12 protein-coding genes are annotated in these 13,813 nt (G+C 67.1%); 3 read left to right on the forward strand and 9 right to left on the reverse strand.

The genetic code is table 11. The annotated features are described in order from the left end of the window. Nucleotides 1-77: 77 nt before the first annotated feature. The 3 genes from ACZ5U5_RS16255 to ACZ5U5_RS16265 all read right to left on the reverse strand — a co-directional run bounded on the left by ACZ5U5_RS16255 (nucleotide 78) and on the right by ACZ5U5_RS16265 (nucleotide 6,319). Nucleotides 78-2,054 (reverse strand): ThuA domain-containing protein, encoded by a 1,977-nt coding sequence (locus ACZ5U5_RS16255; protein ID WP_469021623.1) that lies wholly within the window; start codon nucleotides 2,052-2,054, stop codon nucleotides 78-80. Between the two features lie 5 nt (nucleotides 2,055-2,059). Continuing rightward, nucleotides 2,060-4,540: a PQQ-dependent sugar dehydrogenase gene (locus ACZ5U5_RS16260; RefSeq protein ID WP_469021625.1), complete on the reverse strand. Its 2,481-nt coding sequence runs from the start codon at nucleotides 4,538-4,540 to the stop codon at nucleotides 2,060-2,062. Between the two features lie 1,431 nt (nucleotides 4,541-5,971). Further along, the gene (locus tag ACZ5U5_RS16265; protein ID WP_469021628.1) at nucleotides 5,972-6,319 is read right to left on the reverse strand and encodes an STAS domain-containing protein; all 348 of its coding nucleotides are present in this window, start codon (nucleotides 6,317-6,319) and stop codon (nucleotides 5,972-5,974) included. A 300-nt stretch (nucleotides 6,320-6,619) separates the two neighbouring features. On the opposite strand from ACZ5U5_RS16265, the gene ACZ5U5_RS16270 reads away from it, so the two are divergent. Continuing rightward, nucleotides 6,620-7,108: a hypothetical protein gene (locus tag ACZ5U5_RS16270; RefSeq protein ID WP_469021629.1), complete on the forward strand. Its 489-nt coding sequence runs from the start codon at nucleotides 6,620-6,622 to the stop codon at nucleotides 7,106-7,108. A gap of 179 nt (nucleotides 7,109-7,287) precedes the next feature. Here ACZ5U5_RS16270 and ACZ5U5_RS16275 read toward each other — a convergent pair whose 3' ends face one another. From ACZ5U5_RS16275 to ACZ5U5_RS16295, 5 genes are all read right to left on the reverse strand, one after another. Then, nucleotides 7,288-7,758 (reverse strand): GNAT family N-acetyltransferase, encoded by a 471-nt coding sequence (locus ACZ5U5_RS16275; protein ID WP_469021632.1) that lies wholly within the window; start codon nucleotides 7,756-7,758, stop codon nucleotides 7,288-7,290. Between the two features lie 331 nt (nucleotides 7,759-8,089). Continuing rightward, nucleotides 8,090-8,464 carry a VOC family protein gene (locus ACZ5U5_RS16280; protein WP_469021635.1) on the reverse strand — a complete coding sequence of 125 codons (375 nt, stop codon included), beginning with the start codon at nucleotides 8,462-8,464 and terminating at the stop codon, nucleotides 8,090-8,092. Between the two features lie 893 nt (nucleotides 8,465-9,357). Next, nucleotides 9,358-9,807 carry a nuclear transport factor 2 family protein gene (locus tag ACZ5U5_RS16285; protein WP_469021638.1) on the reverse strand — a complete coding sequence of 150 codons (450 nt, stop codon included), beginning with the start codon at nucleotides 9,805-9,807 and terminating at the stop codon, nucleotides 9,358-9,360. Nucleotides 9,808-9,959: 152 nt separating this feature from the next. Then, nucleotides 9,960-10,739 carry a DUF899 family protein gene (locus ACZ5U5_RS16290; protein WP_469021641.1) on the reverse strand — a complete coding sequence of 260 codons (780 nt, stop codon included), beginning with the start codon at nucleotides 10,737-10,739 and terminating at the stop codon, nucleotides 9,960-9,962. Between the two features lie 76 nt (nucleotides 10,740-10,815). Further along, nucleotides 10,816-11,346 (reverse strand): DinB family protein, encoded by a 531-nt coding sequence (locus tag ACZ5U5_RS16295; protein ID WP_469021643.1) that lies wholly within the window; start codon nucleotides 11,344-11,346, stop codon nucleotides 10,816-10,818. A gap of 521 nt (nucleotides 11,347-11,867) precedes the next feature. On the opposite strand from ACZ5U5_RS16295, the gene ACZ5U5_RS16300 reads away from it, so the two are divergent. Next, nucleotides 11,868-12,068: a hypothetical protein gene (locus ACZ5U5_RS16300; protein WP_469021645.1), complete on the forward strand. Its 201-nt coding sequence runs from the start codon at nucleotides 11,868-11,870 to the stop codon at nucleotides 12,066-12,068. Between the two features lie 9 nt (nucleotides 12,069-12,077). Then, nucleotides 12,078-12,347: a hypothetical protein gene (locus ACZ5U5_RS16305; protein ID WP_469021647.1), complete on the forward strand. Its 270-nt coding sequence runs from the start codon at nucleotides 12,078-12,080 to the stop codon at nucleotides 12,345-12,347. Nucleotides 12,348-12,826: 479 nt separating this feature from the next. Here the strand turns inward: ACZ5U5_RS16305 and ACZ5U5_RS16310 are convergent, their stop codons facing one another. Then, entirely contained in the window at nucleotides 12,827-13,351 is a 525-nt protein-coding gene (locus ACZ5U5_RS16310; protein WP_469021649.1) for a 2'-5' RNA ligase family protein, read from the reverse strand. Nucleotides 13,352-13,813: the final 462 nt, after the last annotated feature.

Here is a 13,813-nt window from a genome sequence, read left to right on the forward strand (position 1 = left end):
ACGCTCACGGCACACGCCCCCGGAAACCGTTGCGGGTTCCGGGGGCTCCGGGGGACGTGTCCAACTCCGGGGATTGGCTACCGGTGCGCGGGACGGTTCCGGTCGGTGTGCCTGCCTGCCGGGTGCTGGCCACGCCCGCTGGCCTCGAAGCGGTCCACCCAGTACGCCGTCCGGTCCAGGTAGGCGCTCTCCGCCGCCTCACCCGTCTTTCCGTACGCTCCTTCGAAGGTCAGATATCCGTGTCCGGGCGGCGGCGAACTGTCGGCGGGCTCGATGGAACTGCCCTCGTGCCACTCGTTGAAGGACGTCACCGACACCCAGGCGGGTGAGCCGCCGATGGCCGGGTCCAGGGCGTTGTTCCACTGCTTGTCGTACGCCGCTCCCTTCGCGCGATCGAGGGTGGGGGTCGTGTTGCCTGGGACCGCCCGGTCGTCGATGTAGCCGGGAGCGACCGACGGGGCCCAGATCAGGTCGTGGGCGCGGGCGTAGTCGCCGGCCTGCTTCCAGCCGGGGGCGGTGGCGCCCGCGATGCCGTCGTAGGTGTACATCCCGGAGAAGTGGGCGATCTTCGTCGTATCGGTCGTCTGGGCGAGCACGATGCTGGTGTCCGTCACCTCGTCGAGCGCGGTCCAGTCGGTGATGCGCAGGCTCTCGAAGACGTAGAACGCGGGTCTGTCGCCGTGCGCGGCGGAACGGTAGAAGGCGGGATGGCCGCCGTAGGTGGCGTTGATGTACTGGATGTCGGACACCGTGGAGGCCGCGGTGCGCCCCGAGTACGGCTCCAAGTGCCATGCCACTTTGATGCCTTCCTTGGCCGCAGCGTCCAGGACACCCCTGGCGAGCTGGTCCTCGTAACCGCCCCGGCCCCACCAGCTATAGACGATGACTCCGGCGCCGGACTGCTTGACCTCCTTCATGTGCTGGGCGACGGCACCCTGCATGTCGCCGGAGTCGTATGGGCCGAGCGCCGGGTAGTAGTCGGCGCCGATGTCATCGGGCGGGGTGTGGCCTCCCTGGGGCCAGTGGCGCCAACTCCCGTTCACGGCGGGGGTGCCGTACCACGGGTAGTAGAAGAGGTGGACGTTCTGGGATCCTTCCGCGGCTGCGGTCTTGCCGGCCGTCCAGGGGTGGCCACCGTGGCTCGTCGACGCGTGTGTGGCGGCCTGTGCGCCCGAACCAGGTTCATCCGCCTCACCCTTCGCTGTTCCGCTGTCCGCGCCGGGACCGCAGTCGCCGGGCGTCTGCCCCGCGGCATAGCGGACTGCGCCGAGCAGCATCGTGCGGAAGGCAGGGTCGGTGTAGGACTCGGCGGTGTGGCCGAGGCCGGTGTAGAAGGAACGGCCCTGGCCCTGGGGATGGCACCAGGTGATGGGGTGGTCGCCGGCCATCTCTCCGCCGCTGTAGGTCGATTCGTCCAGACTCTGCAGGACATGGACGCCGGAGCGGGGATTGGCGCGGTAGTTGTACCACTCGTCGGTGCGGTCCCAGGTGGCGCCGAGGTGAGAGGTTGCCGGGTGGGAGCGGTCCTCGTTGATCACGGTGGCCCGCTGAATGGCGGGGTGGCTCTTGAACCAGGCCCCGACGAGTTGCCCGTAGTACGGCCAGTCGTACTCGGTGTCGGCCGCCGCGTGCACCCCGACGTAACCGCCGCCGGTGTCGACGTACGATTGCAAGGCGTCTTGCTGGGAGCTGTCGAGAACGTTGCCCGTGGTGCTGAGGAAGACGACGGCTTCGTATCCGGAGAGGTTGTCCGGGCTGAAGGACGTGGCGTCCTCGGTGGCCGTGACGGTGAAGCCCTGCTGCTGGCCGAGGTCGCGAAGGGCGTCGATGCCGGCCGGGATCGAGTCGTGGCGAAAGCCCGCCGTCTTGGAGAAGACGAGGACGTCATAGGGCGCGGCGTCCGCTCGGCGCTCGGCTTCCTCTGTGGGCGCGGCCTGTGCGGATCCGGCCTGCGTGGATCCGGCCTGCGCGGTGAGCGGCACGGCCAGAGCGGCGGCAAGGACAAGGGCAAGCGGGGCGGGTGCGCGGCGCAGCCGCCTCAACGCTCTGCTCATGCTGGTCATGGTTGACGCCCCTTCTGCGTGGTGGTGGCGGTGGCGAGGGTGAACGCGTCGACGTCGAAGAGGTTGCCCTGGCCGCTCGGTCCCTTGAAGACCAGCACGAGGTCCGTGGTGCCTGACGGTGCCCCGGACAGGTTCGTCGTGACGTTCTGGAAGTTCTCCCAGCCACCTGTCACGGGTACGGCCACCGAGCCGAGTTGGGGCCCGGTGGGTGAACCGGCGCGGATCTCGAGGGTGCCGCCGACGCCGCCGGAGGAGATGCGGGCGGTGAAAGACTTGGCGTCGGACAGGGCGTAGGGCTTGAAGGAGATCCAGTCTCCGTCGTCGGTGAAGCCGACCGTGTTGGCGCCCTCGGCGGGGCCGTGGCCGGCGATCTGGATGCCGGACTGGGCGGTGAAGTGCTCGGCCTGCCGGTGGCGGGGCTGCAGGGTCCGCCGGGTGTGCGTGGTCAGTCCGGCCTTGTCGGTGTACTCGGCGTCGAAGACTCCGTACAGATTGGCCGCGCTGTCGTGCTCGCCGTCGGCCGGGACGTTGATGCTGCCGGTGCAGCCGTTCTTGGACGTGATGGCGTGGGAGTGGCTGTCGTGTCCGAGGAGGTAGGTGACCTTGGCCTTCGCGCAGTCGATCGCGCCGTCCTCCGGATCGCTCACCGACACCTCGAAGGGCACGGTGTCGCCGAAGGAGAACAACTTTCCGTCCGGGGGTTGTCGCAGGGAGACGGTGGGCGCGGTGTTGCCCGCGGTCACCACGAGGCTTGCGCTGCCGGTCAGGCCCTGGGGATCCTTGACGGTGAGGGTCGGCCGGTAGGTCCCCTTCGTGGTGTACGTGTGCGAGGGGTTGGCCTGGGTCGAGGTGGATCCGTCGCCGAAGTCCCAGGAGTAGCTGAGGGATTGCCCCTCGGGATCGGCGCTGCCAGCGGAGGAGAACTGGACGGTCAGCGGCACGGCGCCAGAAGTCTTGTCCGCGGCGGCCTTGGCGACCGGGCTGCGGTTGCTCCCGCCGAGGTATTCGATGCGGTACAGGGCCTGATTGTTGCTCCCGGTGCCGTAGTCGAGGACGTACAGGGCGCCGTCGGGGCCGAAGTCACTGTCCATGACCTGGGTGCCGGTCCACGGGAAGTCCTCGATGGTGCCTCGCGAGCCATCGGACTTCACCTCGATCGACTTGATCCATTTGCGGCCGTACTCGGTCGCGAGGAAGCGGCCGTCGAGGGACTGCGGGAACTTCACGGCCGATTGCAGATCAGGGTCGTAGCGGTAGACCTCGCCACCCATGGGCGATTCGGAGCCGCTGCCGAGTTCGGGCGGGGACCCCTCCCAGCCGTACTTGATCCAACTTGCCTTTGCCGGAGGCAGCGTGGCCTGGCCGGTGTTGCGGAAGGAGTCGTTGGCCGGGCCGCCCGCGCAGTTGTACTTGGCGCCGGAGGGTCCGCTGGGGAAGGTGTAGGCGTTGTAGGTCTCGGCGCTGGTGTTCGTGCCGGTGCAGTAGGGCCAGCCGAAGTTGCCGGGGGCGGTGATGCGGTCGAACTCCACCTGTCCGCCGGGCCCTCGGTTCGCGTCGCCCCCGCCGGCGTCAGGGCCGTAGTCGCCGAGGTAGACGATGCCGGTCTTCTTGTCGACGCTCATCCGGAAGGGGTTGCGAAAGCCCATCGCGTAGATCTCGGGCCGGGTCTTGGCGGTGCCGGGGGCGAAGAGATTGCCGGCGGGGACGGTGTAGCCGCCGGCTGCGGTCGGCTTGATGCGCAGTACCTTGCCCCGCAGGTCATTGGTGTTGCCGGAGGATCGCTGGGCGTCGAACTGCGGGTTGCGGTCGCTGCGTTCGTCGATGGGGGCGTAGCCCGAGGAGTCGAACGGGTTGGTGTCGTCGCCCGTGCTGAGATACAGGTTTCCGGCCGCGTCGAAGTCGATGTCGCCGCCCACGTGGCAGCACTGGCCGCGGTCGTTGGCCACCTCGAGCACGACCTTCTCACTTGCCATGTCGAGGGTGTTGTCTGCCTTGAGCGTGAACCGGGAGAGGTTCAGATGCCCCTTCCACCGCTCGAAGTCGGCGGCGGATGCGGTGGCCGGAGCGTCACCGGACGGGGTGTCGAGCTTGGGGGAGTAGTAGACGTAGACCTGGCGGCTGGAGGCGAAGTCGGGTGCGGCGGATATGCCCTGGAGCCCCTCTTCGTCGTGCGTGTAGACGTCCAGCTTTCCGGCCTGCGTGGTGTTGCCGGTGGCGTCGGTGTACCTGACCGTGCCATCACGTGCGGTGTGCAGCACCGACCGGTCGGGCAGCACGGTGAGGGACATGGCCTCACCCAACTCCGCACCTCCGACGGCCAGTTGTACCTGCTGATAGTCGGCGGCAGGGATGTCCTGGGCGTCGGAGTTCGCGTCGGCGGAGGAGGCGGCGGTGACGGTGAGCCCGGACAGCATGAGGGCGAGTGCGGTGAGTAACGTGAGCCCGGAACGTGGGCGTGGGCGTGGGCATGGGGACATGGGGCATCCTCCTGACGCTTGGGGGCGTGTCAGGCAGGGCGCGCGCCGGCCGCGCTTGCTGCGGTGATGGGAAAGGTGCTGAGCGCGTACTGAGCATGTGCTGAGGTGCGGACTGTCCTGCCGATGCATACGTGAATTACGCATTCAGCATGAGAAATTGCGCAGAAGTGCGAGCACTTTGCATCCTGATGACCCCTCACCTATTTGTCAAGGCCGTGTCAAAACATGGCCGGGCTCGCCTCACGAGCCTCTCGCTCGACGCGGAGGCGGGGCAGTCTCCTTCAGCGGGGTCGTAGACGCGAATGCGGAGTGGGGCCGGCTGGTGTCGTTCTTACCCCGTGGTGGTGTGCGTGGGGTCCGGTGGAATGATCACCGGTGCGTGATGCTCTTCGCGAGCCGTTTCGGGCATGCCCTGCTCACCTCCCGAGTGATCCAGGAACGCCCTTGTACAGGGGGCCACCCTCTGCGGTCAGCCTCCTCCGGCCCGGGAGTAGCTGACAAGGCGTGTGGGGTCCCCCCTGCCTGGGGTCCCCCTGGCCCGGGCCCCTTGCTCGCGCCGGGTGGAATGCGCGCGGTGATGGTGGATGCCCTCTACCGATCAGTTCACGAACGGAGCTACTTTGGTGGGAGACGCGACGAGGTCAGCGCTGAGATGGTGGTGGTGTGACCGCCTTGACCTGTTTGGTCTCAGGGCCCCGAGGCTGACGTCCGTTCGCGTTTCGGGCCCGGTGGAGCCGCATCGTCGACCCACGCGGCCCCAATCGCCCCTGTCCTCCGGTGTTGTAGCGGCGGCGACTTTCCGCGACCCGCCGCTCGGAGGGCACCCGCGCGAGAAGCTCAGGGGGAGCCTGGCTCCTCGCGCCCTCGACGGCCGCCGTCGCCCGAATCGACGGCGGCCGTCCCCAGGCACCTGACGTCCCCAGGTATCCGAGTTGGCGAGTTCCCCGCAAAACGGCGTTCATTCTGCCGTGCACGGGTGCTTGCGCTTGCGGATAGAAAGGACGGACGCCGGACCCCGGCGTGGCGGCCCGGCGGTTCTTGCCTGCGTGCTGCGCCGGAGGCGTGACGATGCGTTTCGCCCCCCCCCTGCTAGCGGCAGGCCAGCGAGATGCGCTCCTGCGTCGCGCCGGAGGGGCCCGCGAGGGGGGCCCGGGCGCCGATCAGTCGGACACCGACGAGTACGGCATCTGACCGGTCTCTGACCGGTCGACGATGAGACATCGGCGCCGGTTCTGCGACTTTGGCGCGGTCGGACGGGTAAGCGCTGGAGCGTTGCCGTTGTTTGTCCGCGGTTGCATGCCGGCTGCCGCCGCCCCCCTCTGCTGGGCAGGGCTCGCCGCTGACCGTGCCCCTACGCAAGGCGGCGGGGGGAAGCGTTGCTCGCGCGTTCGTCGACCAGCTGGACGCCGCGGCTGAGGGAACGCGGCAACCTCATTTGGTGGTGGCTGCGCAGGCCTGTTCCGTGGACGGATAAAGGTTCAGAACCGTGTCGGCGCCTGTGACCTCCAACATGCGCAACAGCTGGGCCGGCGGGGCGGCGATGCGCAGTGTGGTCGTCTGATGGATGCGCAGCAGCAGATTCAGCGCGGTGGAGTCCGCGAAGCTCACGTCGCCGGCGTCCAGGATGAGCACCGGGAGTGCGCTGGCCGCCCTCTCCATGGCCTCGCGCAGCGGAGGGACGGTATCCATGTCGAGGTCGCCTTGCACGACGACAACCCAACTGCCCCTGCTCGTGTACTGCTCCACGATGCAGGTGCGGCGGCTGATGCTGTCAGGCATGGGGCGACTCCAGACGTGCGGGGTCCAGGCACGCGCACATTATGGCTACTGCCGTCGCTCAATGTCTAATCCGGCGAACATAGATTTATGAATGTTTGCCGGTGAGCTAATGGTGAGCTGTGGGCTGAGGACCGACTCCACCGGGCCAGGTGCCGCTTCCTGCCCCGCCGCACCGGACCGATCAGGCCCGGTGCGGCGGAGGGCGGTCCGCTTCGGTCCGTGCGATGGACGGCCCGCGCGCCGTGCAGTAGACCCCTTGGGGAGGCACGTACCGACGACCGATACCCAAGGGAGGCCAACATGCCTTCGATCACGGTTACGGAGTTCCGGGATTTCGTCTTCGACTGGATCAAGGAGAATGGCGCGCGGGCCGAGCGCGTGCAGCTCCTCGACTGGGGCTGGGAGTGGTGGCTGCAGGCCGAACTCGCAGGCAACCTGCGAGCGCGCAACTCCCTGCTGGACGTACGCCGCGAACAGTATGTCTTCGATGGCCAGCAGCGAAGTGACCTGCTGCTCAACGGCTCCAGTGCCGTACCGGGCGAGCGGATCATCGTAGAACTGAAGACCCTGCGCGCCACCGAGTACAACAAGCCCGCCTTCGTGAAGGAGATCGAGGCGGACGTGGACAAGCTCCAAAACCACCTGAAGGCGACGCACAGGGGCGCCCAACTGTTCGTCATGGCTTTCTACTTCGACGCCAACACCCCTGTCCCCACCGGATTCCAGCGCAAGGAGAACCTCCACAGGGACTTGGGGATCTGCTGGCGAGAGATGGTGATCCTCGACTGAGAGGGCCAAGGAAAGATGAGTGAGCGCCCCCGCCAGGCCTTCACCGGCCGCAACCTGTGCCCATGACGGGCGCTGGACGGTGGCCAACCAGTCGTGCTGGGCCGCATAGTCGCGAAGATCGGCACTGCGGTGCACGCTGAGATGGGTGTGGCGCTTCTCCAGGGAAAATTCTGAGCAGGTCAAAGGGGCTCAATCGGAAGTTCCAGGGCTTCCTCCGACGCACCGAAGCCGACTCGGGAGTAGAGAGAAGCGCTCCGCTCCGAAGGCCAGACGATCAAGGTGTCCAGCTGGTTCTGCCGTCCGTGGCGGACTACCTCTTCCAGTAGCGCCTTGCCGAGACCACGGTTGCGGTACTCCGGGCAGACGTAGAAGTTGGTGACGTAGCCGAGAGCGTCCGCGCCACTGCCTGGCTCGGGCACTTTCTCCACATGATTCAGGAAGACATGGCCCTGCACATCGTTGTCGGCCTCGACGACCCAGGCCGTCCATGTGCCGGCCAGGCGAATTCGCATCCACTCGGTGCACGCACGGATGAAGGACGCCTCTTCTCTGCTCAGCTCCGGCTCGTCCTCCTGCTTGAAGCGCCACCGCAAATGTGCCAGAGCAGTGGCGTCGGTGGTCTGTGCCTTCCGGACAGTGAATGCGGTCATACCGCAGTCTGACGGATCTCGAGCGGGTAGTGCTCAGCGGGACTCCGGCGGGCGTATGCGGTGAGATGCAGCCGTCTCCTACGGTTTCGGCAAAGACTTGAGGCGGCGATGGCTCGTTGATCGAGGAACCGGACCTGTGCGAGGAGGCGGCCCATGTCACGGTGGTGGTACTCGAAGCCGCGATCGCTGAGTTGGCCCCGTGGCTGGGCGGAGGACGGGAGGCCCGGTCGCGGGGGCGGGTGACCGGTTCTGGTGCAGACGGCATGCTCTCTCCTCCCGAATGATTATGTCGCCACATCTGACCGTCCATCGTCGTTCTCGTGGGAGCCAGTTACGACTCGCTGATCAGGCAGAAGGGATGTCCGGCCGGATCGGTCAGGACCCGGAACCTTTCCTGATCGGGCTGATACTCCGGCTTGCCCGCGCCCAACTTCAAGAGTTGCTCCTCGGTGTCGTCCAGGCCTTCCGCCACCTTGAAACAGAGGTGAAGCTGCTGGGGCAGGCGTTGGTCGGGCCAGCTGGGAGCCCGGTAATCGTCCACCCGCTGAAAGCCCACGAAGAGTCCATCCTCGCGATTGAGCCCGGCGAAGTCCGCGTCCGACTTCGGGTGCAGTTCGAAGCCGGTGGCCTGTTGGTAGAACGCCGCCAAGGCCAGCGGATCAGGGCAATCGAGAGTTATCGCACTCAACTTCATCTGCAGGGGCACGGCTTCCTCCGTACTGATCATTTAGCTGCGCGATCACCAGCCTAGAGGCCACCCACCGGTGGCGATGGGCGGTGCGGCCACAGCGCCCATCGCCGCCGAGGTGGACGAAGGCGGCGGTCGCTTTTGTGGACGGTGCCGCCGGAATTGCGGTGCTCGCTGGGGGATTCGCCGGCCCGGGAGAGTCCCTGCGACGCCTGCAAGGGCACTCGATGCCCCCTAACGGCGACGTCGAATCGTGTGGCGCCGAGCAGATGACGCCACAACTGGCCCAACGGAAGCGTGCTGTATTCGGTGGCGTTGGTGGTAGGACCAGGTCTGAGGCCGGCTCGCTCGTCGATCAGTTCGGGATCACCTGGATGGTCAACATCACCCAGCAGCCGCGATAGATCAGGGGGCAGCATCAGCGTCCGTCCGTGCCCGGGATCAAGGACAAGTCCAGAGCTCATGGCCGACGCCGGGGTCCTGTGCACCGGTTCTTACAGCCTTGCCCAGGTCCTCTCACCACCTATGGGCCAACAGTTCTGACGGTGAAGGGGTGATTGATCAGCGAGCAGGCCAGCCGCCCTCGCATCGATGACCGTTCACTCTTCGCGGCAGTCGGCAGCACTACGGCAGACGTACGCCGTCATCAGAGCTGCAACCGGACCTGGACCCAGATGGGTCGTCAACTCCGTGATCACAGTGGTCCGGACGGTCGACCAACTGACAGACCAACGGCTCGAAGGCGCCGTCCGGAAACGACACCACTGAGTGTCGGCCTGGCGCCAGTCCGTACCCGCAGCCAGTCCGAGGACTCGCCGGGAGTTGAGTGTTGCTGCTCGGGGCGGCGAGATCCTCGGCGAAGGGCCGCCGAAGGGCCGAAGGGCCGAAGGGCCGCGGATCGGCGGTCGAGCTCAGTCTGTCGGTGTAGGCGTGGTGCAGGCGTCGGCGATAGCTCGCGTGTCCCAGTAGAACGGCCGGACCTCGGTGATCCGCCCATTCCTGACCTTGATCGTTTGCAGGATCGGGAAGCTGAGTTCACGGCTGGTCGCACGGGCGCGCGCACGGACCTGTGTGAGCACCACCGCGGTCTCGCCGGTGGCGAGGAACTTCTGGTCCACCATGTCGAATGACTCCCAGACTTGTCCCATCTCGAGGAAAAACTGCGTCATGCCGTCGTGTCCACGCCACGTGCCGCCGTAGGGCAGAGCATCTGCCTGATGCAGCTCGACATCAGGCGCGAAGAACGGGGCGAGCAGGTCGAACGAAGCCTCGCCAGGGCCCCCTGCCGCGAGGTACTTCGCCTCAGCCGCGTACATGCCGGTGAGGACTGTCAGTGAGTCTGTAGTGAGTGACTGCGTCATGCCGCCAGCATGACCAGCCAAGACAGCCCTTGCTGGCGGCATTCAGACGTCGTTGTGCAACGCGGGCATTACCCTCGTGACGGGACCCAGCGGGGCCGGGCCCGAAGGCCGAACCACCCCTTCGAAGGGCTGCCCGCTGCTCACCGGTCCGCTCAGCGGGCGGTGGTGCCCAGGTCGTCGCTGCGGCCGGCGGCCAGCCGGGACCATTGGGCGGACGGTCGCCCGTCGGTGCGCCAGACGCCGCGGTCGCCGGCGTCCCAGGGCTGAGGCCAGCCGACGGGCGAGTCCTCCCAGGTCTCCTGACGTCCGTAAACGGTCCGGTCCATCAGTCCGTGGCTGGGTGACATGGCTTCGTAGCCGCGGATGGTGGTCCAGTAGGTCTCGAACACCCGGTCGCCGTCGCGCAGGTAGCAGGAGAGCAGGAAGAACGGCCGACCGGCCAGGAGTTCGTCGGCGCATTCGCGCACCGAGTACCAGGGCACGTCCCAGCCCATGAAGTCGCGGTAGCGCACGCTCTCGGCGTAGGGGCCCTGACAGAAGGTGGCGTAGGTGATGTCGCGGGAGTGCAGGTAGGACAGTTCGCGGACTTGGCCGTTGAAGAACGTGCAGCCCTCGCACTGGTCGGCGGCGCTCTGTCCCTCGTGCCACATGTGGAAGTAGGCGATCAGCTGCCGTCGGCCCTCGAATACCTCGAGCAGCGGCACCGGTCCCTCCGGGCCGGTGAGCGAGATCGAGGGGTCGACCTCAGCCATCGGCAGTCGCCTGCGGGCCGCTGCGATCGTGTCCCCTTCGCGGGTGTGTGCCTTCTCGCGGATACGCAGTTTGTCGATCTCTGCCTGCCAGGTCGCCCGGTCGACCAACGCGGGCCGCGGCGGGGCTGTTTCGTGGTTGCTCGCACTGTTCGTCGCACTGTTCGTCGCGTCAAGCGTCATCGTCGTCTCCAGGTGACAGTCGGGACGTGGGTGGATCGGCTCGTGCGGGGTGACTTCGTGAACTGGGCGATTGCGGTCAGGTTGTGGGTGTTGCTGTGGGCATGGGTGTGGGTGTGACCGCGGCAGCGGTGTTAGACATCAGGGCCAGGAGTTGTTTGCTGTGGCCGGGCAGCTCGTTTTCAGCAAGGCCGGTGAACAGATCTCGCAAAGGCACCATCTGGTCAACCAGGACCGTGTTGTTGGAGAGGAGCAGTGTGGGCACCAGGGTGTCGAGTTCGGCGTCGCTCAACATCTCGCCCAGGGCGCAGAGGATCTCTGCTTGGGCACGGATACGCTCCCGGAGGCCCTTGTTGCCGCCCCCATGGGTGATGGCGCGCTCGATGGTCCAGGTGTCTTGTGCGACGCGGTTTTCGAAGGTCGTGTGTGCGCCCGCGGAGATGGTGGCGGCGGTGGCGCAGGTGAGGGCGTTGACGATGGTGACATGCGCGAGGATCTGGTCGGCGTTCCATTCGCCGGGTGGTGGGGTCTTGCGGGTGGGGGAGTCGGCCACTGTGGCGGCGGCCTCCAACAGCGCGTCGTAGGCCCTGCGCAGGAGGATGGTGTCCATGACCTTGCCCTTCTCGTACGGAGGTTGGTGCCGGTCCGGAGTATGCGGGGTGGGATCTCGGGGGCTCTCTTCGCGGGGACGCGTGTGATCTTGGCCAGGCGGCGATCCCAGTCAGCGGCGAGCACGGCCATCCAGCGGGCTGTGGTGTCCAGCGCCTCGGGGCGCACCGTGTAGCGCACCTAGCGCCCATCCTCCACGCTGTCTGCCAGCCCGGCCGTGGCGAGGACGGCCACCCCCTTTGTGCAACTCAAAGGTTGCACAAAGGGGGAGGCTTGCGCAACCCTGGGGTTGCGCGTCCGGCTGCGTCCAGGCTTCCCCTAGTCCGAGCCGTGGGTACCACCGAAGGCGGAGTGAGCTGCCATGACTGCGCCAGACCGAGATCGCCCACGCCGGACAACGCGACAGCACTCGCCCGGTCAACACCAAATCCGGCCGCACGGCCGCCCGTCAGGCCGAGCGAGCGCTACGCTCCTACTGTCAACCGGAATCACGATCCGTGAATCCACAGCCAGGAGGACGGCATGAGCGACCAGCCGTGGACCACCGAGGAAGTCGCCGACCTCGACGAGACGATCACCGCTGCCCGAGAATCTGGCAATGCGGAACTCGCCTCCTACTGGCAGGACATTCGCGACGGAAAGACACCCACGACCGACTGGGAGACGCTGCGCGTCGACCTATACGCCAAACACGGTATCGACGTCAGCGGTTCAGCGACATAATCAGGCGTAATGGCGCCCCAGCACCGCAAGGCCGGAGCCCGGATCGTCCTCGGCCCCACCGCGGTTCAGCAGGCAGCAGGCTTCAACCCAGCCGAAGAGATTGCCGTCGACCGGGCTCTAGCCGTGATCGCCGCCGATCCGACCGCCGGCACCATCCGCCCGAAGAACGAACACGGTGGGCCGATGTGGGAGTACCGGGCACCGGGCTCCGAAGTGCGAATCGTCTACACCTTGACCATTCGGCGGACGATCATCACTGTCGCCTACTTCGAAGCGTAAGGCAGCCGTGACCGACTGGGCCTCACCTCCGCCTGGCGGCGCCTGCGCGCAACTTCCCGCCGATACGCGGGCGTTGGTCGACGTGCGCCGCCCGTTCACGTCCACGTCCACGTCCACCGTATGCGAGACCGCGCAGGCTCTCACTGTGGCGACCTCCCTCCATCCCGAACACTCCGGGGAACTCGCTGGCTGGTAAGACCGCATGCACGCCCGCTGCCGCCGCAACCACAAGTTCACCGGCCAGCTCTGCGACAGCATCTGCCGCTCCTGACGCCCCTGGCCGCTCCTGCGCCTGAGCACCGGACGCCCGCGACAAGTCCCCCCCGGCCAGGCAACGCGCACCGGACACCCGACCTGAACCGGGCACGCGTCACCCTCAGAGGCGCAGCTCGCCGCAGAGGCACCAGGTCGGCCGGGGCTCGGGCAGCGGAAGCGAGGTCAACAACTCAAGCTGAGGACCGCACGTAGACATCTCCCGGTCAAGGAGCGAGCGGCAGTTCAGCGAGAACTTGCCAGCCGTCGGGTGAAAGCGTGACCACGTGTACGGCGGATACCTCGGTAGTGATCGGCAGACGGCCGGTGACTCGATGCGCGATGTCGGCGGCGGTATGGTCAGTCGCGTCCAAGGACACGGTGACGTGCACCGAGGGGTTCTGCCCGAACCGGCCCCCGTATGGCACCTGCTCGGGGTACGCCTCTCGAACGGTGCTGGCCAGTGATCGCAGTTCGGGCAGCGGGACACCGACGAACGCGCCAACTCGCTCGACCACTGTCAGCCGCAGGGGAATCCGGCCGACGTCCGGCGCGGCCCGCACCAGTACAGTCCGCAACCGCTCCAGCTCCCTGGGGCCGACCGTCTCGGCAGGCAGCCACGGGTAGAGCAGCGTCGCGTGTGCGGGCACACCGGGCCGCACCACCCGCGCGTCCACCTGGGCGGCCAGCTCCAGGAGCGGTTCGGCGTCCGGCAGCAGTGCCAGTACTGCTGTCGTTCCTGGCATGGGCATCGCCGCCCTCACCCCACCTTCTGCGTCGAGTCTGGCGGAGGAGCAGTGTCTCCGACGCAGTGGATGCCTGTCACCTGCGCCCGGCCCATGCGCCCGGCCCGGGCGTGTGAGGTGTTGTCGAGGACGGATCCCACAGGTGCGGTGTCGGCCGCCACGGAGTAGGCGCTGGCGAAGATAAGTCGGTGTCCGTTCAGTGGTTCACGGCTGGCCCAAGGCCAATCTCCTCGGTCGAGAGGAGCCGTCCGGCCTTGCGAGAGAGCGCTTGGCCAGGTGGCGGCCGGTGTGTGGAGTGGGGGACCGCAAACTTCGGGTCAGGTGTCTGCAACCGGCACCAAGCCCGGACGTGTGGCCCCCAACTGCCCGTCTACGCATAACAGTTGATGCTCTGCCGCTATCGCCGAATGGTATCGGTGCGGATGAGCCCCGCCTTCCCGATACTCGTTGCGACCGCAGGCCCGCACC

This window comes from Streptomyces sp. NPDC033177 (genome assembly GCF_055577715.1).